The sequence below is a fragment of the Kluyvera sp. EC_51 genome, assembly GCF_019584505.1.
Lineage (GTDB): Bacteria > Pseudomonadota > Gammaproteobacteria > Enterobacterales > Enterobacteriaceae > Kluyvera > Kluyvera sichuanensis.
Window position 1 is genome coordinate 128,826 of the sequence record NZ_VDAG01000002.1, and the last position, 24,551, is coordinate 153,376.

Annotated in this window: 21 protein-coding genes; 3 read left to right on the forward strand and 18 right to left on the reverse strand. The window is 55.5% G+C overall.

The annotated features are described in order from the left end of the window. Positions 1 to 218 precede the first annotated feature (218 nt). Positions 219 to 1,796, reverse strand: a complete 1,578-nt coding sequence (gene guaA, locus FHC49_RS00985) for a glutamine-hydrolyzing GMP synthase (RefSeq protein WP_185668911.1) — start codon at positions 1,794 to 1,796, stop codon at positions 219 to 221. 68 nt (positions 1,797 to 1,864) lie between these two features. Further along, positions 1,865 to 3,331, reverse strand: coding sequence for an IMP dehydrogenase (gene guaB / locus FHC49_RS00990; RefSeq protein WP_185668910.1), 1,467 nt, complete (start codon positions 3,329 to 3,331; stop codon positions 1,865 to 1,867). A 160-nt stretch (positions 3,332 to 3,491) separates the two neighbouring features. Between guaB and xseA the strand changes: the two genes are divergently transcribed. Next, complete coding sequence (xseA, locus tag FHC49_RS00995; protein ID WP_220438291.1) at positions 3,492 to 4,868, forward strand: exodeoxyribonuclease VII large subunit; 1,377 nt, start codon at positions 3,492 to 3,494, stop codon at positions 4,866 to 4,868. A gap of 44 nt (positions 4,869 to 4,912) precedes the next feature. Here the strand turns inward: xseA and FHC49_RS01000 are convergent, their stop codons facing one another. From FHC49_RS01000 to FHC49_RS01015, 4 genes are all read right to left on the reverse strand, one after another. After that, complete coding sequence (locus FHC49_RS01000) at positions 4,913 to 5,134, reverse strand: zinc ribbon domain-containing protein (protein WP_220438293.1); 222 nt, start codon at positions 5,132 to 5,134, stop codon at positions 4,913 to 4,915. Positions 5,135 to 5,185: 51 nt separating this feature from the next. After that, positions 5,186 to 6,277: a Gfo/Idh/MocA family oxidoreductase gene (locus FHC49_RS01005; protein WP_220438294.1), complete on the reverse strand. Its 1,092-nt coding sequence runs from the start codon at positions 6,275 to 6,277 to the stop codon at positions 5,186 to 5,188. An 89-nt stretch (positions 6,278 to 6,366) separates the two neighbouring features. Beyond that, on the reverse strand, positions 6,367 to 7,548 hold the full coding sequence (metC, locus tag FHC49_RS01010) for a cystathionine beta-lyase (protein ID WP_220438295.1): 1,182 nt from the start codon (positions 7,546 to 7,548) through the stop codon (positions 6,367 to 6,369). A gap of 51 nt (positions 7,549 to 7,599) precedes the next feature. Next, entirely contained in the window at positions 7,600 to 8,880 is a 1,281-nt protein-coding gene (locus tag FHC49_RS01015; RefSeq protein WP_185668905.1) for an amino acid permease, read from the reverse strand. A 387-nt stretch (positions 8,881 to 9,267) separates the two neighbouring features. Between FHC49_RS01015 and FHC49_RS01020 the strand changes: the two genes are divergently transcribed. Continuing rightward, the gene (locus FHC49_RS01020) at positions 9,268 to 10,245 is read left to right on the forward strand and encodes a LysR family transcriptional regulator (RefSeq protein WP_185668904.1); all 978 of its coding nucleotides are present in this window, start codon (positions 9,268 to 9,270) and stop codon (positions 10,243 to 10,245) included. Positions 10,246 to 10,249: 4 nt separating this feature from the next. On the opposite strand, the gene FHC49_RS01025 is transcribed toward FHC49_RS01020, so the two are convergent. The 3 genes from FHC49_RS01025 to FHC49_RS01035 all read right to left on the reverse strand — a co-directional run bounded on the left by FHC49_RS01025 (position 10,250) and on the right by FHC49_RS01035 (position 12,169). After that, complete coding sequence (locus FHC49_RS01025; protein WP_123650323.1) at positions 10,250 to 10,495, reverse strand: DUF2543 family protein; 246 nt, start codon at positions 10,493 to 10,495, stop codon at positions 10,250 to 10,252. A 45-nt stretch (positions 10,496 to 10,540) separates the two neighbouring features. Further along, the gene (locus FHC49_RS01030) at positions 10,541 to 11,017 is read right to left on the reverse strand and encodes a cold-shock protein (RefSeq protein ID WP_185668903.1); all 477 of its coding nucleotides are present in this window, start codon (positions 11,015 to 11,017) and stop codon (positions 10,541 to 10,543) included. A gap of 168 nt (positions 11,018 to 11,185) precedes the next feature. Continuing rightward, entirely contained in the window at positions 11,186 to 12,169 is a 984-nt protein-coding gene (locus FHC49_RS01035) for a GlxA family transcriptional regulator (protein WP_220438297.1), read from the reverse strand. Positions 12,170 to 12,280: 111 nt separating this feature from the next. On the opposite strand from FHC49_RS01035, the gene FHC49_RS01040 reads away from it, so the two are divergent. Next, complete coding sequence (locus FHC49_RS01040; RefSeq protein ID WP_220438299.1) at positions 12,281 to 12,922, forward strand: HD domain-containing protein; 642 nt, start codon at positions 12,281 to 12,283, stop codon at positions 12,920 to 12,922. Positions 12,923 to 13,016: 94 nt separating this feature from the next. Here FHC49_RS01040 and der read toward each other — a convergent pair whose 3' ends face one another. From der to pbpC, 9 genes are all read right to left on the reverse strand, one after another. After that, positions 13,017 to 14,492, reverse strand: coding sequence for a ribosome biogenesis GTPase Der (der, locus tag FHC49_RS01045; RefSeq protein WP_185668900.1), 1,476 nt, complete (start codon positions 14,490 to 14,492; stop codon positions 13,017 to 13,019). A 97-nt stretch (positions 14,493 to 14,589) separates the two neighbouring features. Next, complete coding sequence (bamB, locus tag FHC49_RS01050; protein WP_185668899.1) at positions 14,590 to 15,768, reverse strand: outer membrane protein assembly factor BamB; 1,179 nt, start codon at positions 15,766 to 15,768, stop codon at positions 14,590 to 14,592. A gap of 10 nt (positions 15,769 to 15,778) precedes the next feature. Beyond that, positions 15,779 to 16,396, reverse strand: a complete 618-nt coding sequence (locus FHC49_RS01055) for a YfgM family protein (protein ID WP_220438301.1) — start codon at positions 16,394 to 16,396, stop codon at positions 15,779 to 15,781. 33 nt (positions 16,397 to 16,429) lie between these two features. Beyond that, the gene (gene hisS, locus FHC49_RS01060) at positions 16,430 to 17,704 is read right to left on the reverse strand and encodes a histidine--tRNA ligase (RefSeq protein ID WP_220438302.1); all 1,275 of its coding nucleotides are present in this window, start codon (positions 17,702 to 17,704) and stop codon (positions 16,430 to 16,432) included. Between the two features lie 91 nt (positions 17,705 to 17,795). Beyond that, a complete protein-coding gene (gene ispG, locus FHC49_RS01065) occupies positions 17,796 to 18,914 on the reverse strand; it encodes a flavodoxin-dependent (E)-4-hydroxy-3-methylbut-2-enyl-diphosphate synthase (RefSeq protein ID WP_185668896.1) in 1,119 nt (372 codons plus the stop codon). Between the two features lie 26 nt (positions 18,915 to 18,940). Continuing rightward, positions 18,941 to 19,957: a cytoskeleton protein RodZ gene (gene rodZ, locus FHC49_RS01070; protein ID WP_220438304.1), complete on the reverse strand. Its 1,017-nt coding sequence runs from the start codon at positions 19,955 to 19,957 to the stop codon at positions 18,941 to 18,943. Positions 19,958 to 20,236: 279 nt separating this feature from the next. Next, positions 20,237 to 21,403 carry a bifunctional tRNA (adenosine(37)-C2)-methyltransferase TrmG/ribosomal RNA large subunit methyltransferase RlmN gene (locus tag FHC49_RS01075; RefSeq protein ID WP_185668894.1) on the reverse strand — a complete coding sequence of 389 codons (1,167 nt, stop codon included), beginning with the start codon at positions 21,401 to 21,403 and terminating at the stop codon, positions 20,237 to 20,239. A 167-nt stretch (positions 21,404 to 21,570) separates the two neighbouring features. Continuing rightward, positions 21,571 to 22,002, reverse strand: a complete 432-nt coding sequence (ndk, locus tag FHC49_RS01080; RefSeq protein WP_185668893.1) for a nucleoside-diphosphate kinase — start codon at positions 22,000 to 22,002, stop codon at positions 21,571 to 21,573. Between the two features lie 229 nt (positions 22,003 to 22,231). Continuing rightward, positions 22,232 to 24,550 (reverse strand): peptidoglycan glycosyltransferase PbpC, encoded by a 2,319-nt coding sequence (gene pbpC / locus FHC49_RS01085; RefSeq protein WP_220438305.1) that lies wholly within the window; start codon positions 24,548 to 24,550, stop codon positions 22,232 to 22,234. Position 24,551: the final 1 nt, after the last annotated feature.

Below are 24,551 nucleotides of genomic sequence, written 5' to 3' on the forward strand. Positions count from 1 at the left end.
GAGCGGTTCTGACCAAAAGCGGGCATCGATGACATCAGCACAGCGCTGCAATGCACCCGGTTGTCGATACCATGGCATTTGCTTATACGGCCACATGGTATTTGCTATATCTTCGATTCAGCGTCGGCCTTATACCATGAAAAATGCCATTGATAATGCAGTCAATATCATCAATGGCACTCACTAAATCAAATAAAACAATAGGTTAAATAATAGCCTCACTCCCACTCAATCGTAGCCGGTGGCTTACCGCTGATGTCATACACCACGCGGGAGATACCGTTGACTTCGTTGATGATGCGGTTGGATACGCGGCCGAGGAAATCGTACGGCAGGTGCGCCCAGTGTGCGGTCATAAAGTCGATGGTTTCCACAGCACGCAGGGAGACAACCCAGTCGTACTTACGGCCATCGCCCATCACGCCGACGGAACGTACCGGCAGGAACACGGTGAACGCCTGGCTCACTTTGTTGTACAGGTCGGCTTTGTGCAGCTCTTCGATAAAGATAGCGTCCGCACGACGCAGCAGGTCGCAGTACTCTTTCTTCACTTCGCCCAGCACGCGAACGCCGAGGCCTGGGCCTGGGAACGGGTGACGGAACAGCATGTCGTACGGCAGACCCAGTTCCAGGCCAATTTTACGCACTTCGTCTTTGAACAGCTCACGCAGCGGTTCAACCAGACCCATCTTCATCTCTTTCGGCAGGCCACCCACGTTGTGGTGAGATTTGATGACGTGCGCTTTACCGGTTGCGGAGGCCGCAGATTCGATAACGTCAGGATAGATAGTGCCCTGCGCCAGCCACTTCACGTCTTCCAGCTTCAGCGCTTCTTCGTCGAACACTTCAACGAACACGCGACCGATGATCTTACGTTTGGCTTCTGGGTCGTTTTCGCCTTTCAGCGCGTCGAGGAAGCGCTGCTCGCCTTCGACGTGAACAATGTTCAGACCGAAGTGATCACCGAACATGTCCATCACCTGCTGGGCTTCATTCAGACGCAGCAGACCGTTGTCGACGAACACGCAGGTCAGGTTTTTACCGATGGCGCGGTGCAGCAGCATCGCGGTCACGGAGGAGTCCACGCCGCCGGACAGGCCGAGGATCACTTTATCGTTGCCAACCTGCTCGCGGATGCGGGCAACAGCGTCGTCGATGATTTTCTCTGGGGTCCACAGCGCTTCACACTGGCAGATGTCGCGTACAAAACGCTCCAGCATACGCAGGCCCTGACGGGTGTGGGTCACTTCCGGGTGGAACTGCACGCCGTAGAAGCGTTTTTCTTCGTGCGCCATAATGGCGAACGGGCAAGTCTCGGTGCTGGCAACGGTGACGAAACCTTCCGGGATGGCGGTAACTTTGTCGCCGTGGCTCATCCACACGTCCAGCAGCGGTTTGCCTTCAGCGGTCAGGGAGTCTTCGATGCCGCGGATCAGCGCGCTGTCGGTCTGTACTTCAACCTGTGCATAGCCGAACTCACGCTCGGTGGAGCTTTCAACGTGGCCGCCCAGCTGCATTGCCATGGTCTGCATGCCGTAGCATACGCCGAATACCGGCACGCCTGCGTTGAACACGTACTCTGGCGCACGTGGGCTGTTTGCTTCGGTGGTGCTTTCCGGGCCGCCGGAGAGGATGATACCGCTCGGATTGAACTCACGGATTTGCGCTTCAGTAACATCCCATGCCCACAGCTCGCAATAGACGCCCAGTTCACGTACGCGACGTGCAACCAGCTGGGTGTACTGGGAACCGAAATCAAGGATGAGAATGCGATGTTTATGAATATTGTCTGTCATTTGACGTTAATTCCGAGGCAAGTGAAACAATAACAAAGCGCCCGGTGAAAACCGGGCGCGGAAACTTATCAGGAGCCCATACGGTAGTTCGGGGACTCTTTGGTGATGGTCACGTCGTGAACGTGGCTTTCCTGGATACCCGCACCGCTGATACGCACGAATTCAGCCTTCGTACGCAGCAGGTCGATGGTACCACAGCCGGTCAGACCCATACAGGAACGCAGGCCGCCCATCTGCTGGTGAATGATCTCTTTCAGGCGACCTTTATAGGCTACGCGACCTTCGATACCTTCTGGTACCAGTTTGTCGGCAGCGTTATCGCTCTGGAAGTAACGGTCGGAAGAGCCTTTGGACATCGCGCCCAGGGAGCCCATACCACGGTAAGATTTGTAAGAACGGCCCTGGTAGAGTTCGATTTCACCCGGGGATTCTTCGGTACCTGCCAGCATGGAGCCGACCATCACGGCAGCAGCGCCTGCTGCGATAGCTTTAGCGATATCGCCGGAGAAACGGATACCACCGTCGGCGATAACCGGAATACCGGTACCTTCCAGCGCTTCAACCGCGTCGGAAACGGCGGTGATCTGCGGTACACCTACGCCGGTGACGATACGGGTAGTACAGATGGAGCCAGGGCCGATACCGACTTTAACCGCGCTGCAGCCAGCGTCTGCCAGCGCACGAGCGCCCGCACCGGTTGCAACGTTGCCGCCGATGATCTGCAGGTCTGGGTATTTTGCACGCGTTTCACGAATACGCTGCAGAACGCCTTCAGAGTGGCCGTGGGAGGAGTCGATCAGCAGGACGTCAACGCCCGCGGCAACCAGCGCATCAACGCGGTCTTCGTTGCCCGCACCCGCACCAACCGCTGCGCCTACGCGCAGACGACCTTTCTCGTCTTTACAGGCGTTTGGTTTACGTTCTGCTTTTTTGAAGTCTTTAACGGTGATCATGCCCAGCAGGTGGAAGCTATCGTCAACCACCAGCGCTTTCTCTACACGGCGTTCGTGCATCTTAGCGAAGACCACTTCACGCGATTCGCCTTCGCGAACGGTAACCAGACGATCCTTCGGTGTCATGTAGACGCTCACCGGCTGGCTCAGGTCGGTCACGAAGCGTACGTCACGACCGGTAATGATACCGACCAGTTCGTTGTCTTCGGTCACAACCGGATAGCCTGCAAAGCCGTTACGCTCGGTCAGCTCTTTCACTTCAGCAAGCGTAGTGGTTGGCAGGACGGTCTGCGGGTCGGTAACCACGCCAGATTCGTGTTTCTTCACGCGGCGAACTTCTTCCGCCTGGCGCTCGATGGACATGTTTTTGTGGATAAAACCAATGCCGCCTTCCTGTGCCAGGGCAATTGCCAGGCGCGCTTCAGTCACGGTGTCCATTGCCGCAGAGAGCATAGGAATGTTCAGGCGAATTGTTTTGGTCAGCTGGGTGCTGAGGTCAGCAGTGTTCGGCAGAACGGTAGAATGAGCGGGAACGAGGAGAACGTCGTCAAACGTCAGGGCTTCTTTTGCGATACGTAGCATGGGCAATATCTCACCTGGGAGGTTATTAAATATTGCCGCGGCATTATACAGAGCGTAAGCGATTGCATCCACACTTTTTTGCACAAAATGCTTGCACTCACCTGTTAGCAGGTTACTATCGACTGAATAACCTGCTGATTTAGAATTTGATCCCGCTCACATGTTATCCTCACAAAGCCCCTCAATTTTTACCGTTAGCCGCCTTAACCAGACGGTGCGTCTACTGCTTGAGCAGGAGATGGGCCAGGTGTGGATTAGCGGCGAGATTTCAAACTTCACCCAGCCCGCTTCCGGCCACTGGTACTTCACCTTAAAAGACGATAACGCCCAGGTGCGCTGCGCGATGTTCCGCAACAGCAACCGCCGCGTGACGTTCCGTCCGCAGCATGGGCAGCAGGTGTTAGTCCGCGCCAATATTACGCTGTACGAGCCGCGCGGCGATTATCAAATCATCGTTGAAAGCATGCAGCCAGCGGGCGAAGGGTTGTTGCAGCAGAAGTATGAGCAACTGAAAGCGAAGCTCCAGGCCGAAGGCCTCTTCGACCAGCAATTTAAGCAACCGCTCCCCTCTCCGGCGCACTGTGTTGGGGTCATCACCTCGAAAACCGGGGCGGCGCTGCACGATATTCTGCACGTCCTGAAACGCCGCGATCCGTCGCTGCCGGTGGTGATTTACCCGACCGCCGTGCAGGGCGAAGATGCGCCGGGGCAAATCGTTCGCGCTATTGAGCTGGCCAACGCCCGCGGCGAGTGCGACGTGCTGATCGTCGGTCGCGGTGGCGGTTCGCTGGAAGATTTGTGGAGCTTTAATGATGAGCGCGTGGCGCGGGCTATTTTTGCCAGCCGCATTCCAGTCGTGAGCGCCGTCGGCCATGAAACCGACGTCACTATTGCCGATTTCGTCGGCGACCTGCGCGCGCCAACGCCGTCCGCCGCAGCAGAAATGGTCAGCCGTAATCAACAAGAGTTAGTCCGCCAGATCCAATCCGCCCAGCAGCGGCTCGGGATGGCAATGGACTACTATCTGGCTAATCGCAGCCGTCGTTTCACACAGCTTTTCCATCGCCTACAGCAGCAGCACCCGCAGCTACGGCTGGCACGCCAGCAAACGACGCTTGAGCGTCTTCGCCAACGCATGAGCACGGCGCTGGAAAACCAGATAAAGCAGGCCAATCAACGCCAGCAGCGCATGATGCAGCGCCTGAATCAGCAGAATCCGCAGCCGCGCATTCATCGCGCCCAGTCGCGTATTCAGCAACTGGAATATCGTCTGGCCGAGAATATTCGCGCCCGCCTGAGCGAGCAGCGTGAACGCTTTGGCAATGCGGTGACGCATCTGGAAGCCGTCAGCCCACTGGCAACGCTCGCGCGCGGCTACAGCGTCACGACTGCCAGCGATGGCAAAGTGCTGAAACAAACGAAGCAGGCAAAAGCGGGAGAGATGCTGACGACGCGTCTGGCAGACGGCTGGGTGGAGAGTGAAATCCGCACGGTCACCGCGCAGAAGAAAACGCGAGCGCGTAAAAAAGCCGACTAAGCGCTGAGAATGACCGGGCATTTATGCCCGGTCTGAGACGTCCATTACTCACCGACAGGCGCCCACTCCACCCGTTTTTTCGATATCAATCCGTGGCCGTTCTGGCAGAAGTAGTCCACCGCGCCGCAGGCTTTCAACACTTCCAGCGGCTTCAGACACTCCGGGCAGCGTGCTTCCAGCGTAAAATCTTGCTTGCAGCGATCGCAGTGGGCCTGGTTACCCTGCACCTCCAGCGAGGCCTGACAGGTTGGGCAGATGAATTCCATGACGACTCCTTAACTCGGTTCTTGTGCCGCTATTTTACCACGACTCACCGCTCAATGTTCCCCACGCAGCTGCTGCTGGATACGCAAAAGCGTCTCCACTTCCGCCATCCGGCGCTGCGTCAGTTTCGCCACTTCGTCCGGGGCGCGGAAAAACAGGCTACGCTTACCGAGAATGTGCTCCGCGAGGCAGTGCGCGTAAATGGCGCCCGGCCGCGTCCAGCGCATCACGCTATCGCCATCAATCAACTCTACGCTTTCACCGCCAGGAGCACGAGTCTGGCTGATAATCCTTCCGTCGCGCAGATAAATGCGGATCCCTTTGCGCTCTACGCCCGGCCCAGCGTATTTGTTCAGCCACAGGTTAACCGGAATATGGCCTAGCGTACCTTTGAGATGCGCCTCCCCTTCCGCCGTTTCGATATCGCCATGCGCGATAGGCCGCCCCAGCCGGTCCTTAACCTGCTCCGCCACCAGTTGAATATCATCGCTACCGCCGAGATAGCGCACCGTCTCACGCATCATGGCCAGCACGTGGGTGCCGATATCGACTATCACGCCGTCAGGATGGCGAAATTCACGGGTATCCGGCTCGCCGGTGGTAAAGTTCAGGGCGATAGGCTCCCCGGTGGCGTTAAAGCCGCTTGGCTCCAGCAGAAAGCCGTCGATGCCGGCAATATCGTCCAGCGAAGTGACCAGCGGCGCAGTCACGCTCGCTGAATCCTCCGGCTGCCAGCGCTCATCCATTTTCCCCTGCGCCAGACACCACGCGCCATCGCGCGCCATCCAGTGGTCCAGCGCCAGCACGCGCTGGGCATTATCTTCATGGGCAAGCAGTTGACGCAGGCTATCAATCTGCGCCAGGGTGGCGGCGACCGGTTTTTCCACCACGATACGGGGGATGTTAGAACGCAGTGCCTGCTCGAGCGCAGGTAGATGCTGCAATGAAACGGTGGTGATAAACAGCACGTCGAGCGGCTTTTCCAGCAGCTCCGCCAGTGACGCACAGGCGCTGACGCCCGGCAGCGTGCGCTGTGGATTCAGATCGTATCCCCAAAGCGAAGAGATTGGGAACGACAGTCGCGCTAGCGCAGGAAGATAGGCGGTTTCCACCACCGCCCCCAGGCCGATAAATCCAATATTCATAATTTCCGACTCACGTATAAGTAAACGACATTTAGCGCCATTATGCGTGAAGCGCCATCGTGAATTATTGTTCACGATGGGCTATCGGGTTACAGAACCGCGCGCAATCGCGCAAAACCTTCTTCCAGATCGGTTTTCAGATCATCCATATCTTCGAGGCCAATCTGGATACGCAGCGTCAGGCCACCCGGCTGCCAGGTGGTGGCGGTACGATAATCAGCGCAGTTAAACGGAATCATCAGGCTTTCGAACCCGCCCCAGGAATACCCCATGCCAAAAATGCCCATATGATCCAGCATGTTCGCCACGCCCGCTTTGGTAAATTCCGGCTTAAGCACGAAAGAGAACAGCCCGGATGATCCGGTAAAATCACGCTTCCACAACTCATGCCCCGGGCATTCCGGCAGCGCCGGGTGCAGCACTCTCATCACCTCAGGGCGTTCGCTCAGCCAGTGCGCCATCTCCAGGCCGCGTTTTTCCGCCTCTTTCAGGCGTAGATGCATGGTGCGCAAGCCGCGCAGCGCCAGGAAACAGTCTTCGGCACCGGGCAGCATCGCCATCAAATCATAGGTCTGACGAAGCTGGGGCCACCAGTTTTCATTAGCCGACACCGCGCCCATCAGCAGGTCTGAATGGCCACCGAGATATTTGGTCCCCGCCTCCAGCGACAGATCGCAGCCGTGCTCGTGGGCGCGGAAGAAAATCGGCGTCGCCCAGGTGTTATCGATGATGGTGGCAATATTGTGTTTTTTCGCCGCCCGGGTCATCGCTGGAATATCCTGAATTTCAAAGCTTTGTGACCCCGGTGACTCCAGGAATAGCGTGGTGGTGTTGGGCCGGAATAGGCTCTCAATGTCCGCACCAATCAGCGGGTCGTAATAGGTGGTTTCAATACCCATTTTGGTCAGCATCCCGGCGCAGAAGTTACGGGTTGGCCGGTAAACGCTGTCGGGCATCAGCAGGTGATCGCCCGCTTTCAGCGTAGTCAAAAGCGACAGCGCAATCGCCCCCAGGCCAGACGGCGACAGCACCGTACCCGCAGCACCTGCCAGCGCGCTCCACGCATTCTCCAGGCTGGCAATCGTCGGCGTGCCCATGGTGCCGTAGTTAAACTCCGCGCGATTATGTTCAAGGTCACTCACCGTCGGGAAAATCACCGTCGAGCCGCGATAGACCGGTACGTTCACAAATCCCGCCTGTTTGCTGGCATCCCGGCCAAGCTGGGTGATTTGCGTGCTGATGTTAAAGTCGGATGTGGATCGATTACTCATGGATTACCTCATAAATTTCCCTGGTCGCGAAAACATCGTAACCACCGAACGTTACTCAAAGAACTTAAAGAAGGGCGATAGACACAGCAAGATGCCGAAGAAAATGATGAACCAGACCCCCGGGCCTTTAAACTGATGCAGCACCTTCACCTTATAAACCAGATAGCAAGGGATCAGGCAGGACACCAGGCCAAACAGCGGACTGCCAAGCTGCATAAAGAACAGGATCGAGAAACGCGTCGAGATCCAGACCCACAGCGCGAGGATCACACCAATGCTAATTGCCACGTGCAGCACCTTCTGGTTGATCTTCTCTTCAGGCATAAAGCGGGTGATAACGTTCACCACGATGCCCTTAATCGCCTCCTGAAAACCGAGGTAGATACCGAGAAACGCGGTGAGGATGGCAAAAATATTGAGCAGCGCGCTCATCACTTTAACCACTGAACCAGGAATGACCTGGGCGGCAATGGCAAGCGCCGAAATATTCTGTTCAAAAGCCGATACTGCCTGCTCGTGGCTAATGGCAAAGGTGAACGAAAAAGCAAAAAACAGCACCGCAACGGCCAGAATAATATAGGCCACCCGGTTGGCGCGAATCGCCCGGTAAGTTGCGATACGTTTATCGGTTTCTATCTTGCGATAGGCGATATTCATTGGGCTTAATATCTGCACAAACAAAATAGAAAACAATGTAAACGGCAGCGTCAGGAACACATCACGCATAAACGTCAATATAGGCGGAAATGCGCTAATATTGCTGAAGTTCCAGTACGGCACCATCACCAGACCCAGCACCACGATAATGCCAAATTTCACGCACACCATGGGGCCTGAAACCTTAAACAGCAGCTTTTCACCCTGCGAGGCAATACAAACCAGGACCGTCAGGATAATCAATCCGTACCAGATAGAATCAGATAGCAGGCCTTTCGTCAGGCCAAAGGTTTGAATATAGGATGCGCTATCAAAGGTCACGGCCAGCGAGTAAGAAAACATACCGTGCAACAGCATCAGGAAATAGGCAATACCTAAACCCATCCCCCAGTTTTTCCCCAGATATTGAGTAATGACGCTGGCGTAATCCTGACAATCATCTGTTTCTGACAGCGTCTTCAGATAGAGGCTTTGCAGGATATAAATCGCTGGATACGAAATTGCCACCGAAGCGATAAAGACCCAAATACCTTTAATACCCACCTGTACTGGCATAAAAACGATGCCTGAACCAATGGCCATACCAATGCAGAGAATCACCCAACCAACATCATATTTCGTGAAAGGTACGGATTTATATAAATTATTAGCTTTATTTTCGAGTATCTCAGCCATTAAATGCCTTCCTATTTATAAGTGTTATTTAGAATAGAAACTCAAAAAACTGGATTGAGGTGTCTGTCAGCACAAATGTTAGGGGATATGGCAGGGACAAAGAAAGGTCTGAACGGTGTTAATCACTAACAATACCTTTGCGTTTAACGCAAAAGTTGACAGCCATCTCAATTTTTAAGATGAATAATAAAAGTCCTTTAAAAACAAATAACTATACCATAAAAAGATTCTATTTTTCTTTCTGAGCCGGTTCGGGTAAGGTGACAGCAGGCGGCGTACTTTATTGCGCATAGCGAACAGGTCAGTGAGCGGTTCACCATTTCCGTGATGGTGTTCAAACTTCAAAATTTTTACGGCTATTGTTCAGCTAAAAAAAAAGGGGTAGCGATGTCATTAAATAAAAATGCGGCACTCGCAAAATTAAAAATTGATAACTATTCCATCTTTCATCATCTGAAAACGTTTATCAAAGTGGTGGAGTGCAATAGCTTTTCTGCCGCTGCACAAAAGTTGAATCTGACCCCCTCTTCCGTGAGTCGCAGTATTGCCCAGCTTGAGGATCAGCTCGGTGTCGTGTTGTTAAAGCGCACCACCCGTACCTTAATTCTGACCGAGCCGGGGCAATATCTGCTATTCCGCGCCCAGCGCCTATTAGAAGAGCTGGACGAGTCGCTGGCCAATATCGCCAGCTTTAACCATCACCCTCAGGGCAAGCTGCGCGTCACCTGCTCTATTGCTTTCGGCGTCGGCCATCTGATGCGTATTTATAGCGACTATCGTCAGGACAACCCGGACGTCACGCTCTCCGTCGATTTAAACGACCAGAACGTCAATCTTAACGAAGAGAATTTTGATATTGCCCTCAGAATTACCGCACACCCGCCTACCAATTTTGCGCTGCGCAAAATCTGCAAAATTAACTGGGTGTACTGCGCCAGCCGGGACTATTTCGCACGGCGCGGTGTGCCGCAACGGCTTGAGGATCTTGAGCAGCACGACTGTCTGATTAATCCTAACGTTTCCGATAACTGGCGCTATCAGAACGTCAACGGCAGCTTTAGCGCGCTAAAGGTGAACAGCATCATCGAAGTGAACAGCACGCTCGGGCTACTTCAGGCTGCGCTGCATCACCAGGGAATCGTCAGCCTGCCGACCTATATGCTGGGCGATTCGATTGCCCGGGGTGAGCTGGTGCCGGTACTGACGGAATATAGTGCGAGAGAAAATGATTACAGCCTGTACGCCCTGTATCACCCGGGGCATTACCAGGATCCCAAAGTCAGAAGTTTTATCGATTTTCTGGTCGAGAGCATCGGGGAAAACCCCGACTGGGATCGCTGGATGCAACGCCCCGCAGAGGCGTAGCGTGTTACTCGTTGCCCCACTCGTTGAGGAAGTTGGCAATCTCATCAATACGCTGCGCACTGATACCGGCTTCGGTCGCCATCTCCTGCTGGGCTTCTTCGCTGATCTCTTCGTTATTCATTAAACGGGTCAGCAGTAGCTGGAAGTAGTGCGCCAGCGCATCCAGTTCGCTCTCGCCGACGGGCTTCGCCGATTCTGAAGCGTACTCTTCGGCAATATCATAATACTTCAGTGGAATGTCATTATTCATACATCGCTCCTGGGGTTAATCTCATTCTTCGCGGTTGAGCAGGTCTCAGACCTTAAGCATTTTTACCGTGGCTTCAATATCAATCTCATCTTCCGAGAAAATGAGCGTCGTGCCCTGGAAAGTGGTGATTGCCAGCTTCTTCAGTGTGCGCATTTCACCCGCTTTCTCCGCTGATTTCGGCTTGATGCTGTTCATCAAAAGCCCCACGGACAGCACCGCATTCTCTTTATCAATACGGGTATCAGCAGGCACTTCCTCGCTGTACACCAGGAAGGATTTGATCGACGTGAGCTTGATGCGCTCGCCCGCGATATAGATATGTTTGCTTTCCGGGATAACTTTCACCGCGTAAGCAGACAGCCCTTTGTTGTTGGTCGTGGGTTCGAAGGTCACCGCGGCATCTTTTTTAATCAGATCGGGGTTGGCAACCTTAATCACATGAAAATAGCGGTTATCGCCGTTTTCATCTTTGATAAACCCAAAACCTTTATCTTTAAACCAGGTTGTGATTGTTCCGTTCATCGACCTTACCGCCTACTTTAATCGTTTGTTGACTCAATTTTTGCAGCGCGCAGTGTAAAGCACAATGCCTGTACAGACTACGTCTTTGGCTTAAGTCTGGATGATAATTTTCGGCTACGCGAGAACAACCTGCCATAAGCGGCGTCATAAAGCGGTTACGTTCGCTGCTCACTCCGGCAATTGTGCCCATGGTCGGGCCACATTCAGCCGTCGGTACATCGACGGCGTGATACCGACGCGCTTAATAAACGCCCTGCGCAGCACGTCGCTGCTGGAGTACCCACACTCACTGGCGATGGTTTTCAGCGGTAGCGTGCCGCTTTCCAGCAGCATTTTAGCCCGGTCAATTCGCCCAGCCTCCAGCCACTCTCCAGCGGCCATATTCATCTCCTGACGAAACAGCCTGCCCAGATGGCGAGCGCTAAGACCAATATGGTCAGCCATATCCTGCAGGCTCAACACCGTCGACAGGTTAGCAAGCGCCCAGCGCTGCAAGTCCTGAAAGGCATTGCGGCCGGTCGTAGAGACCGCGCTGTGGCGTATAAAATGTCCCTGATTCACCGGGCGGCGGAAAAACATCACCAGATTACAGGCTATCTCCTGCGCCACCTCGCGCCCCAGATCTTCTTCCACCAATCGAATGGCTAAATCCATACCCGAGGTCACCCCTGCCGCCGTTCTGACTGGGCCGTCCGCCACATACAACGCCTCGGCATCGACCTCAACGTCTGAGAACGTCGCCATAAAACGGGACGTCATGGCCCAATGGGTGGTGATTTTACGCTGGGCCAGCAGCCCCGTTTGCGCTAATAGAAACGCACCGGTACAGACGGAGCCGTAGCGGCGGCTACTGTCACAAAGTCTGCGGATATGCGCGATTTGCTCATCGTTCAGCGTCTGTTGCCAGACTTCCGGCGCACCGGCCAGCAAAAACGTATCCGGCTGTAGTTCCGTGGTTTCCGCCAGTTGCGTGTTCGCCACCAGTTTCACGCCGGACGACGCGCTCACCGTCATCTCTTCCAGTGCAATAACGGCAAACTCATACACCTCGCGATGCAGGATCCGGTTGGCCTCGGCAAAGACATCCAGCGGGCCGGAAACGTCCAGTAACTGAACGCCGGGCACGGCAAGTAGAGCAATAACGCGTTTCATGAGCGGGGTGTCCTGATTCGATGCAATGTCTTGAATCGTCGTAATACGACAATTCATGACGTATAGAATGCCCTGTAAACTCTCCTTCAACAACCCATGAGGAGAAAAGATATGACCATCAACGTGCAAGGCATCCGTATTCCCGACAGCAAACTGGCTCGCGAAACTACCGAGTTTATTCGCGATACCGAAAGTGACCTGCTGTTCCACCACTCTAGCCGCGTCTACTACTGGGGGGCGCTGGCTGGAGCACGCCGGGAGCTGAAAGTGGACCACGAACTGCTGTACGTCGGCTGTATGTTCCATGATATTGGCCTGACACATGAGCATTGCAGTTGCGATAAGCGATTTGAAGTCGACGGCGCCAACGCCGCCCGCGCTTTCCTTGAAGGCCACGGTATTGCGACTGCTGATATTGATAAAGTGTGGACGGCGATAGCCCTGCACACCACGCCCGGTATTCCGGAATTTATGGCCCCAGAGATAGCGCTGTTAACCGCAGGTGTGGAAATGGATGTGCTGGGAATTGGCTATGACGAGGTTAGCGATGCGAGTCGTGAAGCGGTCGTTCAGCAGCACCCGCGCCTGGATAACTTTAAAGAGAATATCATTAGTGCGTTTTATGATGGGATTAAAGGTAAAACCCAGACCACCTTCGGCAACGTGAAGGCCGATGTTATCTGCGATAAAGACCCAACGTTTGTGCCCGGCAATTTCTGCAGCGTGATTCGTCAGTCGCGCTGGAAATCATAATAGCGTCGGATGGCGCTTTGCTCATCTGGCCGACAACGGCCATAAAAAAACCCGCTCTCGCGGGTTTTTAGCTATTCGGCGCTTAAAGCATCGCTTATTTGCTTTTCTTAATGTGTCGAATCAGACGCTGACGCTTACGCATCTGGGTTGGCGTCAGCGTATTACGTTTGTTCGCATACGGGTTCTCGCCTTCCTTGAACTGAATGCGGATAGGCGTACCCATCACATCCAGCGATTTGCGGAAGTAGTTCATCAGATAGCGCTTGTAGGAATCCGGCAGGTCTTTCACCTGGTTACCGTGGATAACCACAATCGGTGGGTTATAACCACCGGCGTGCGCATATTTCAGCTTCACGCGACGACCGCGAACCAACGGGGGCTGGTGATCTTCCGTCGCCATGGTCATGATGCGGGTCAGCATCGCGGTACCCACGCGGCGGGTCGAGCTGTCATACGCTTCACGGATAGATTCGAACAGGTTACCTACGCCGCTGCCGTGCAGTGCGGAGATAAAGTGCACGCGAGCAAAGTCGATAAAGCCCAGACGGTAGTCCAGGGTCTCTTTCACCTGCTCTTTCACTTCCATGCTCAGGCCGTCCCACTTGTTGACGACAATAACAAGTGAGCGCCCACTATTGAGGATAAAGCCCAGCAGCGACAGGTCCTGGTCAGAGATACCTTCACGGGCATCAATCACCAGCAGACAAACGTTCGCATCTTCAATAGCCTGCAGGGTTTTGATTACGGAGAACTTCTCAACCGTATCCGTTACCTTACCGCGCTTACGCACACCTGCGGTGTCGATGAGGACGTATTCGCGCTCATCGCGTTCCATTGGGATATAGATACTGTCGCGGGTGGTACCCGGCATATCGTATACCACTACGCGGTCTTCGCCGAGGATACGGTTAGTAAGCGTAGACTTACCTACGTTCGGACGGCCCACGATAGCGATTTTGATTGGCAAGTCCTGCGGGTTGAAGTCGTCTTCCGGCTCTTCAACCGCTTCGCCATTCTCGGCTTCAAACTTCGCCCAGTACTCGGCATCTTCGTCTACTTCTTCCGGCGGGTTGACGTCGTCAACAAACGGCAGCAGAACGGTTTCCAGCAGCGTGGTTACGCCACGACCGTGGGAGGCCGCAATCGCGTGAATTTCACCGAGGCCCAGCGACCAGAAATCGGCAATTGCCTGATCCGGGTCAATCCCGTCGGTTTTGTTCGCCACCAGGAAGGTTGGCTTTTGACGAGAACGCAGATGTTTGGCGATACCTTCGTCCGCAGGCATCAGCCCCGCACGCGCATCCACCATAAACAGCACGACGTCAGCTTCTTCAATCGCCATCAGCGACTGTTCCGCCATGCGGGTTTCCACGCCCTCTTCCGTGCCATCGATACCGCCGGTATCGATACAGATAAACTCACGCCCTTCAACTTCAGCACGACCGTACTTACGGTCACGAGTCAGACCCGGGAAATCCGCAACCAGCGCATCACGAGTGCGCGTCAGGCGGTTAAAAAGCGTGGATTTTCCAACATTAGGGCGCCCGACAAGCGCGACCACAGGTACCATGTTAAAGCCTCATATACTCAAAATTTTGACAAAATCTATAAATAGCAAACGGCCCCTGAGCATTCAGGAGCCGTCCATTGCTGAATCAACGCCGCCGTTAACGCGTAATCGCGTAAACCGTACCGTCTTTCGCCTGAATCAGCAGTTTACCGTCAGCCACCACCGGCTCCGTCAGGAAGCCCGCGCTGTCAACCTTCTGCTGAGCGACGAAACGCCCATCTTCCGGGTTAATCCAGTGCATGTAACCTTCCGCGTCACCCACCACCAGGCTGCCATTATACAGCGCCGGAGAGGTCAGCAGACGGTGCAGCAGATCGCTCTGCGTCCACAGGGTCACGCCACCGTCGGTGGTCAGCGCCAGCAGACGGTCGTTCTGGTCAACGATGTAGATACGGTTGCCGTCAACGATGAAGTCATTCACCGAGCCCAGCTCACGTTTCCACATGATCTGACCGCTGCGCAGATCCAGCGCCGTCAGGTTACCATTGTAGGCTAACGCGTAGACAACGCCATTCACGATAACCGGCGTAGTGTCTACATCGCTCAGACGATCGATTTCGGTTGAGCCAGTCGCCTGAGAAATACGCTGCTGCCAAATCATCTGGCCCTGCTGCATCAGTACCGCGCTCACGCGACCGTTATCGCCGCCAACAATCGCCGCGCCGAAGGCCACAGCCGGTGCAGATTCACCGCGTAGAGAGAGCGCAGGCATATCCAGGTTCACCGTCCATTTCACGACGCCGCTGTTTTCATCCAGTGCCTGCAGCTGACCGTTGCTGGTATGCACCAGCACCAGGCCATCGCTGACGGTTGGACGAGACAGTACTTCGCCTGCTGCCGTGGTTTTCCAGACAACGGAACCATCACCCGCATCCAGCGCATAAACCTGCGCTTTTTCGCTACCCACATAAACGTGGCCGCCGGCAACGGTCAGGCCACCGGAGAGCAGCGCTGGCTTACGAGAGAACCAGCCATCTTTTTCTGCCAGGTTGACGGACCACACTTCTTTGCCGTCATCCGCGTTCAGCGCTTTCACGGTACCTTTACGGTCAGCCGCGTAAACCACGCTGTCCGCATAAGCCGGATGCAGGTTAGAGTAGAAGTCACCGATACCGCTGCCGACGGAGACATCCCATGCGGTAGACGGCGTAAACTGGTTTTCTACGGTTGGCAGAGGAGACATTTTAACCACATCTTCTTCGCCGCTAAACAGTGAACAACCACTCAACAGAGTGACAGAAAGCAGTCCTGGCAAAAGTAATTTACGCAATTGCATCGGGTCCCTCTCAGACGGACAAATTATTAATTTTCATGCGCATCATTTCGCTCAGCGCGGGCGATGCATCGCTCTTAGCGCCAGCTTCCCACGCCGCACGTGCACCCTGCTTGTCACCTTTACTGAGCAGGATTTCCCCGCGTAAATCAGCAACAATCGCCGTCCAGCCTTCGCCCTTCACGCCTTCCAGCGTTTTCAGAGCAACGTCAGGCTGCTTCAGCTGTAGCTGAACGCGCGCCAGACGCAGGCTGATGACGGATTTCAGATTATCATCAGATGCGGCAGCCAGGCCCTGCTGCAGCTGTTTTTCAGCCTGAGCAAGGTCGCTTTTATCGACGAAGACCTGAGCCAGTTCCAGAGAAGCAAACGCACCATAGGTGTTTTTACTGTCGGCGGCAAATTTCTCCGCGGCGGCCAGCGCTTCCGGTTTCCCTGAACTCAGAGAAGAGACGGCGTTTTCATAAGCCGCAGAGAACTCACGGGCCGAATCTAACTGATGCGAGTTCCAGTAACGCCAGCCAACCAGCGCACCAATCCCCAGAATGACCCCAACGGCCAGCGCTTTACCATTTTCGGCAAAGAAGCTTTTAATCGCCTCAACCTGATCGTTTTCGTTATTAATTTCCACGCAGCCCTTCTCCTGATAATAATGTCCTGGAGATTAACCCAGAATAGTGCGCAAATGCGCGGCAACGCCTTCCTGCGTTACGGTTGTCTGCTCACCAGAGCGCAAATCCTTCACGACAACAGTGGCTTGCTCAACCTCAGACTCACCCAGAACCAGGGCAATACGGGCGCCCCATTTATCAGCGCGGGCAAACTGCTTCTTAAAGTTGCCGCCGCCGTGGTTGGTCATCAGCTTCACGCCCGGTAACGCATCACGCACCTGCTCTGCCAGACGCATGGCGGCTGACTGAGTATCGGTGCCTGAAGCGACCAGGTATATATCGACAACAGGATCGGCTTTAAATTCCGGATTAACTGCCTGAACTAATAAAACAAGACGTTCCAGACCCATCGCGAAGCCTACCGCAGGGGTAGCACGGCCGCCCAGTTGCTCAACCAGACCATCATAACGGCCACCTGCACAAACGGTACCCTGCGAGCCGAGGCTGTTGGTCACCCATTCGAAAACGGTGCGGTTGTAGTAGTCCAGACCGCGAACCAGACGCTGGTTAACTGTGTAGGCAATTCCAGCGGCATCCAGCTGCGCGCACAGGCCAGCAAAGTGCTCACGGGACTCTTCGTCCAGATAGTCGCCCAGCGCAGGGGCGTTGTTCAGCAGCGCCTGTACGTCTGGGTTTTTGGAATCCAGCACGCGCAGTGGGTTGCTGTACATACGACGTTTGCAGTCTTCGTCCAGCACTTCTACGTGCTGTTCAAGGAAGGCCACCAGCGCGTCACGATAGTTGGCGCGGGCTTCCAGAGAACCGATGGAGTTCAGCTCCAGATTCACGTGTTCGGCCATGCCCAGCGCACGCCACCAGCGCGCGGTCAGCATGATAAGCTCGGCGTCGATATCCGGCCCCTGCAGGCCAAACACTTCGACACCCAGCTGATGGAACTGGCGGTAACGTCCTTTTTGAGGGCGTTCGTGGCGGAACATCGGCCCGATGTACCACAGACGCTGCTCCTGATTGTACAGAAGACCATGTTCGATGCCGGCGCGTACGCAGCCCGCAGTACCTTCCGGACGCAGCGTCAGGCTATCGCCATTGCGGTCTTCGAAGGTATACATCTCTTTTTCAACCACGTCGGTCACTTCACCGATAGCGCGTTTGAACAACGGGGTCTGCTCTACAATCGGCAAACGGATTTCGCTATAACCGTAGCTGCCGAGCACCTGCTTGAGTGTGCCTTCAATGCGCTGCCAGATGGCGGTCTCGCCAGGCAGATAATCGTTCATGCCGCGAATGGCTTGAATGTTTTTTGCCACGTTAATTCTCTTTATATATAAAAATGAACCCTCGGCGCGTTCGGCACCTGGGGTTCAATCATACACAGGAAGCAAGCCGCTTCCCATCTCGTTATTTTTCAACCTGCTGAACGTCGATACGGCGCGCTTCATCAAGCACCGACGCTTTCGCGCGGATCCTTGCTTCAAGCTGGCTAATCATATCGTCGTTATCGACGCGATCTTTACGCACGCCGTCTTCATACAGGCCGCTTTTTTTGTTGCCGCCGGTCACGCCGAGCGTTGACACCAGCGCTTCGCCAGGGCCGTTAACCACGCAGCCGATGATCGATACGTCCATCGGGGTGATGATATCTTCCAGACGCTGCTCCAGCGCGTTGACCGTCCCGATAACGTCAAACTCCTGACGTGAACAGGTTGGGCAGGCGATGAAGTTGATCCCACGTGCGCGGATGCGCAGTGATTTCAGAATATCGAAACCGACTTTGATCTCTTCAACCGGATCCGCCGCCAGCGAAACGCGCAGCGTATCGCCGATCCCTTCAGAGAGCAGCAGGCCCAGGCCAATGGCAGACTTCACGGAACCGCTACGCAGACCGCCCGCTTCGGTGATCCCGAGGTGCAGCGGCTGATCGATCTGTTTAGCCAGCAGGCGATAAGATTCCACCGCCAGGAAAACGTCGGACGCTTTCACGCTGACTTTAAACTTGTCGAAGTTCAAACGATCGAGGTGATCCACATGACGCATTGCTGATTCCAGTAGCGCCTGCGGCGTAGGTTCGCCATATTTTTCCTGCAGATCTTTTTCCAGCGACCCGGCGTTCACGCCGATACGGATAGGGATATTTTTGTCGCGAGCGCAGTCAACGACCATGCGAATACGCTCTTCGTTGCCGATGTTGCCCGGGTTAATACGCAGGCAGTCAACGCCGTACTCCGCCACTTTCAGAGCGATACGGTAGTCGAAATGGATATCAGCAACCAGCGGGACGTTAACCTGCTGTTTGATAAGTTTGAAGGCTTCTGCGGCGTCCATCGTCGGCACGGATACACGAACGATATCCGCCCCCACGCGTTCCAACGCCTTAATTTGATTAACCGTCGCTTCAACGTCTGTTGTGCGCGTATTGGTCATCGACTGTACGGCGATAGGAGCCCCATCGCCGATCGGCACGTTCCCAACGTAAATGCGTGTGGATTTTCTACGTTGAATTGGAGCCTGGTTGTGCATGAAAAATCTCCCGCATTACGCGTCTGTTATTGTGCTGGTGATTGTTCAGCACTCACGGTCAGGCGCGCAACCTGGTTAGTTCTGATAAAGCGGCTCAGATCGACCGGTTTACCCTGGTAGGCGATCTGTACTGCGGCCGGTGCACCAATTTTCAGTTTGTAAGGCGCCTGGCCGCTCAGGTTCAGGTTACCACCTTTACGCTGCAGGCCGCTGAACAGCTTTTTACCGGTAGCGTCGGTCACTTCCAGCCAGCAGTCGGCGGAGAAGTTCATCACCAGCGCGTTAGCATCAGCAACCGGTGCGGCAGTTTGCGCCGGGTCGGTTGGCAGTGCGCCCGGCGTTGCGGTCTGCGGTGCAGGGGTGGTGGTTTGCGCTGCGGTACCGTCGACGTTAGCCTGAGACGGTGCCACAACGGCGTTATTCTGTGCGGTCGCTACAGGTGCATCTGGAGCCGGGGTGGCATCCGCTGGTGCGGCAGTAGCGCTATCTGGGGTTGCTGCAGTATCGGTCGTAGCAGGAGTCTGCGCGGTATCCGCGCCGGTGTTCAGCGGGATATCCTGCGAGTCGTTGCCGCTCGCTTTCAGCTCAACGGAGGATTGATCGGCCATGGTGGTGATCTCTTCCTGCTGCGCTTTATGGTTCTGCCACCACCAGGCGACGGTTAACCCGACAACCACGAAGAGGACAAGCCAGGTAAAGCTCATCAGCCAGCCATCACGTTTTTTGCGACGCTTGCCCAGGGAGAAGGTCTGCATCGGAGCGACTTTCGCCGCGCGTACCGGTGCTTGCTTTTCCATCATCGGCAGCAGCTCTTCCTCGGGGATATGCACAAGGCGAGCGTAGGAGCGGATATAACCACGCAAGAATGTTGAAGCGAGTTCAGCAGGCGCCTTATCTTCTTCAATATCACGAACGGTGGAAACCTTCAGGCACAAGCGTTCTGCAACGGCTTGCTGGCTGAGTCCGAGTTGTTCACGGGCAGTACGCAGACGGACACCCGTGGTTTGTGCTTCTTGTTGGTCGTGGTTGGTTTCAGTATTCATTCGCTACAACTGCTGATTCGTGAAATTTAAGGTTCTGATGCGGAACCGTACCCGCACCGCGAAACATCCGATCGTTGCTATCGGACAGACCGACAAGCTGCCCGGTATACCCAACTTCAAAACAGCGTCAAAGGCCGTCGCTACGCTGTTGTTGCAACGCTACATACTGCCTCAATACTCATCGAAACGCACCGTAATTATTATCCAAATCAGTACGTTTCGCCTAATCCTTAAGCACTTGGCTTTACGTGCGCCTTTTCAGGCGCACGCCACGCTGAATTACAGCGCTTTCACGTCGATCGCTTCACCCTGCATACGCTTACGCATTGTACGCTTGGTGCGGTCGATAACGTCACCGGCCAGCTGGCCGCAGGCGGCGTCAATATCATCTCCGCGCGTTTTACGCACAATGGTGGTAAAGCCATAGCCCATCAGCACTTTACAGAAACGGTCGATACGGCTGTTCGAGCTGCGGCCATACGGCGCGCCCGGGAACGGGTTCCATGGGATCAGGTTGATCTTACATGGCGTATCTTTCAGCAATTCCGCCAGTTCATGCGCATGCTCGGTACCATCGTTGATATGGTCCAGCATCACGTACTCGATAGTCACACGGCCCTGGTTGGCGTTGGATTTCGAGATATAGCCGCGAACAGATTCCAGGAAGGTGGCAATATTGTACTTTTTGTTGATAGGTACAATTTCATCACGGATGGTGTCGTTCGGAGCGTGCAGGGAAATCGCCAGCGCCACGTCAATCATATCACCCAGCTTATCCAGCGCAGGCACAACGCCTGAGGTAGACAGGGTTACACGACGTTTGGAGAGACCAAAACCGAAATCGTCCAGCATGATTTCCATCGCTGGAACCACGTTGGTCAGGTTCAGCAGAGGCTCGCCCATGCCCATCATCACCACGTTGGTGATAGGACGTACGCCGGTCGCTTTGACGGCACCGACGATTTTCGCCGCGCGCCAGACCTGGCCGATGATTTCCGATACCCGCAGGTTACGGTTGAAGCCCTGCTGAGCCGTAGAGCAGAATTTACACTCTAACGCGCAGCCGACCTGTGAAGAGACGCACAGGGTCGCGCGGTCGTCTTCCGGGATATAGACAGTTTCAACGCGCTGATCGCCAACGGCAATCGCCCATTTGATGGTGCCGTCAGATGAACGCTGCTCTTCCACCACTTCAGGGGCGCGAATCTCAGCGACTTCTTTGAGCTTGCCACGCAGGACTTTGTTGATGTCAGTCATCTCATCAAAGTCGTCGCAGCAGTAATGATACATCCACTTCATCACCTGATCGGCGCGGAAGGGTTTTTCGCCTAAGTCTTTAAAAAACTCGCGCATCTGCGGACGGCTAAGATCCAGCAGGTTAATTTTTCCATCTTTGTTGGGAACCGCCGGGATGGCGCTCTCAGGCGTGACAATTTGTTCAGACATTTTCTATTCCGGCCTCGTTGTTACACGTTATGGCCCCTGGAGGGTTGATAAAAAGAAGCGCCCCAGGAAAGCGGTCTGCTCGTCCGGGGGCGCTGCATTGTACAAATTCTGGCGCATGGATGCCACGTCTGCACGCGGCATTCGCTAAATAAAGTGTAAACGTGCCCTTAGCGGGTACGTGGGCACACTTCGCCTTCTGCGAAGAAGAACGCGATTTCGCGCGCGGCGGATTCTACGGAGTCAGAACCGTGGGTGCCGTTTTCGGTGAAGCTGTCCGCGTAGTCAGCACGCAGGGTGCCAGCCAGCGCGTTGTCTGGGTTGGTTGCGCCCAGCAGGTCACGGTGACGCTGAACGGCGTTTTCGCCTTCCAGTACGGAAACCACGATTGGGCCGGAGGTCATGAACTCAACCAGACCGTCGAAGAACGGACGACCATCGTGCTCAGCGTAGAAGCCACGAGCCTGCTCAACGGTCAGGTGCAGCATTTTGGTGCCAACAATCTTAAACCCTGCTGATTCAAAGCGAGCGAAGATGCTGCCAATAACGTTTTTTGCCACCGCGTTTGGCTTGATGATGGAAAAAGTACGTTCAATAGCCATGATTACCTCTAATTTTATGTTGTCGTGCATACAGCTGTTGTATGACCTGGCGCGGATTATAAAGACCGGATGCGTCGTTGCCTATGGATGAAGGTAACATTTTTTTAAAATAAAACACTTTTAGGCAACACATTTTGTAACAAGCCCGGTTTGGCTATTGTGCGCCGGTTTTGCCCGATGGCGCTACGCTTATCGGGCCTACATCACGCTATCCACCCGGCAATATCACTCACTGCAGCGTAAAGTTCACCACCGACGTCTGCCCGGTTTCATCCATCACCACCAGTTGATAGCGCGTCGGGTTCGTCAGCGTTAAGGTCAGGCTATCCCCTGCGCTCGTCTGTGGTTCACCGTTGAGAAACCACCAGCGTCGCCCTTCTCCACCACTCGCCTGTAGCACTATTTTTGCGTTCGGCTCCCCGGGCAAGCGCCGGATCACCACGTCTTCACGAATACCGGAAAGCATCAGCGGGGCGGCATTCTGCAATTGACGCGGTGGGCAACGTGTCGAAACCGGCGGCAATCGCGCGGCGCGTCGCTCACCGACGGGCAGCCACGGCTCCAGCGGCAGCGGCCAGACGTCGAGCGTGATTTCACGAGCATCAGGACAATCCGCGGCGACGCGCTTACCTTCGCTATCCAGCCACAACGGGAAACGAATCCCCTGCATCCCTTCTTGCTCTGGCAGCAGCAGCGTCGGCGGCAGGCTGTTATCCAGTACCCAGGTGGACAGACGTCGACGGCAGTTGCTGTCTCCGGCAGGTAACGGCTGCCCGCCCGGCCAGCAAATTTCCGCTGAACTGACCGAGGTAGGACGCGGATCGCGACCTTCCTGCTGGCGCGCACTATTCGCAAGCAGCAGGTTACTCACCTGATTGAGCAGCGGGATCGCGCTGGCAAACCCGAACTGCCCGGCAACCGGCGTGCCGTCTGGTCTGCCCGTCCAGATCCCGATGCTGTAGCGAGCATTTACGCCAATAGCCCATGCGTCGCGATAGCCATAGCTGGTGCCGGTTTTCCACGCCAGCGGCACCACCTGAGGCAACGACGCGTCCGGCACCGGCTGGGCTTCGCCGGCGAGGATACGGTGAATGATCCACGCCGCGCCGGGCGAAAGCAGCGGGCGTTCCACCAGCGGGTCACTCGCCAGCATACGTAATTTTCCGACCCTGCCGTGGCGAGCCAGAGCGCTATAGGCCGCGGTGATATCCGCCAATCGCGCGCCCGCACCGCCGAGGATCAGCGACAGATTCGGCTCCGCGCCCGCAGGCAACATCAGCGGCAGCCCGGCATTACGCAAACGCGCGGCAAACTGCTTTGGCCCGTAGGCGTCCAGCACCTGTACCGCCGGGAGATTCAGCGAGCGCACCAGCGCCTCGCTCATGCTGACCGGACCGTGGAAACCGCTATCAAAGTTGCCGGGACGATAGTCGCCCATGCGCCGGGGGACATCCTGTAGCAGTGATTCAGGGTGAATCAGCGCGCTGTCGAGCGCCAGACCGTACAAAAATGGTTTCAGCACCGAGCCCGGTGAACGTACCGCCGTCACCATATCGACATGGCCAAAACGGCTGTCGTCAGTGATATCTGCCGAACCCACCCAGCCACGCACTTTCATATTGTGGTTATCCACCACCACCATCGCCAGCGAGCTGCGCGGCGGCAGGCGCGATTTCCAGTTCAGCGCCATCTCTTCCAGTTGACGCTGCAGCCCGGCATCCAGAGTGGTGACGACTTTCTCATCCCGGCTCTGCGCAAGTATATGGCGAGCAAACAGCGGCGCGAGCTGCGGCATCTGCCGAGGAAACAGCCACACCGGCTCCTCTTTGGCTTCTTTCACCAGCGCGGCGGACCAGACCTGCTGGGCCTGCATGCGGTCCAGCACTTTGTTACGTGCGGCCTGAGCCCGTTCGGGCCAACGGTCCGGGCGCAATCGGCTCGGCGCCTGCGGCAACACGGCCAGCAATGCAGCGTCGGCATAGCTTAGCTGGACGGGCGGTTTTCCGAGATAGGCCCAGCTTGCCGCACCAATGCCCTGCAGCGTGCCGCCAAACGGGGCGCGATTAAGATAAAGGGTAAGAATGTCACGCTTAGAGAGGTGCCACTCCAGCTGCATCGCGCGCCAGAGCTGACGAAATTTACCGCCGAAGGTTCGCGGGTGCGGGTCAAGCAGACGCGCGACCTGCATGGTCAGGGTGCTGCCGCCGGAGACGACGCGGCCAGAGGTCACATCCTGCCAGGCCGCACGGGCAATAGAAAACGGATTCACACCGGGATGATCCCAGAACCAGCGGTCTTCATACTGAATCAGGGCATCAAGATAGCGCGGCGACACCTCTTCGATGGTCACCGGGTAGCGCCAGATCCCCTGCGCATCGGCAAAACGCCACAGCGGGCTACCATCCTCCGCCACCACCACCCTAGCGGGGGTGACTTCATGGAGCGGCAGCGGCCAGAGTTTATCCGCCAGCAAAATGCTGACGGATAATAATACGACCGCCCCGACAAGCCATCGCCAGACGCGGCGTATATTCCAGGCAAGACGCATC

Excerpts from the sequence above, each read along its gene's own strand:
- guaA (WP_185668911.1), bottom strand. The coding sequence starts at position 1,796 with ATGACAGACAATATTCATAAACATCGCATTCTCATCCTTGATTTCGGT.
- guaB (WP_185668910.1), bottom strand. The coding sequence starts at position 3,331 with ATGCTACGTATCGCAAAAGAAGCCCTGACGTTTGACGACGTTCTCCTC.
- xseA (WP_220438291.1), top strand. The coding sequence starts at position 3,492 with ATGTTATCCTCACAAAGCCCCTCAATTTTTACCGTTAGCCGCCTTAAC.
- FHC49_RS01000 (WP_220438293.1), bottom strand. The coding sequence starts at position 5,134 with ATGGAATTCATCTGCCCAACCTGTCAGGCCTCGCTGGAGGTGCAGGGT.
- FHC49_RS01005 (WP_220438294.1), bottom strand. The coding sequence starts at position 6,277 with ATGAATATTGGATTTATCGGCCTGGGGGCGGTGGTGGAAACCGCCTAT.
- metC (WP_220438295.1), bottom strand. The coding sequence starts at position 7,548 with ATGAGTAATCGATCCACATCCGACTTTAACATCAGCACGCAAATCACC.
- FHC49_RS01015 (WP_185668905.1), bottom strand. The coding sequence starts at position 8,880 with ATGGCTGAGATACTCGAAAATAAAGCTAATAATTTATATAAATCCGTA.
- FHC49_RS01020 (WP_185668904.1), top strand. The coding sequence starts at position 9,268 with ATGTCATTAAATAAAAATGCGGCACTCGCAAAATTAAAAATTGATAAC.
- FHC49_RS01025 (WP_123650323.1), bottom strand. The coding sequence starts at position 10,495 with ATGAATAATGACATTCCACTGAAGTATTATGATATTGCCGAAGAGTAC.
- FHC49_RS01030 (WP_185668903.1), bottom strand. The coding sequence starts at position 11,017 with ATGAACGGAACAATCACAACCTGGTTTAAAGATAAAGGTTTTGGGTTT.
- FHC49_RS01035 (WP_220438297.1), bottom strand. The coding sequence starts at position 12,169 with ATGAAACGCGTTATTGCTCTACTTGCCGTGCCCGGCGTTCAGTTACTG.
- FHC49_RS01040 (WP_220438299.1), top strand. The coding sequence starts at position 12,281 with ATGACCATCAACGTGCAAGGCATCCGTATTCCCGACAGCAAACTGGCT.
- der (WP_185668900.1), bottom strand. The coding sequence starts at position 14,492 with ATGGTACCTGTGGTCGCGCTTGTCGGGCGCCCTAATGTTGGAAAATCC.
- bamB (WP_185668899.1), bottom strand. The coding sequence starts at position 15,768 with ATGCAATTGCGTAAATTACTTTTGCCAGGACTGCTTTCTGTCACTCTG.
- ispG (WP_185668896.1), bottom strand. The coding sequence starts at position 18,914 with ATGCACAACCAGGCTCCAATTCAACGTAGAAAATCCACACGCATTTAC.
- rodZ (WP_220438304.1), bottom strand. The coding sequence starts at position 19,957 with ATGAATACTGAAACCAACCACGACCAACAAGAAGCACAAACCACGGGT.
- FHC49_RS01075 (WP_185668894.1), bottom strand. The coding sequence starts at position 21,403 with ATGTCTGAACAAATTGTCACGCCTGAGAGCGCCATCCCGGCGGTTCCC.
- ndk (WP_185668893.1), bottom strand. The coding sequence starts at position 22,002 with ATGGCTATTGAACGTACTTTTTCCATCATCAAGCCAAACGCGGTGGCA.
- pbpC (WP_220438305.1), bottom strand. The coding sequence starts at position 24,550 with ATGCGTCTTGCCTGGAATATACGCCGCGTCTGGCGATGGCTTGTCGGG.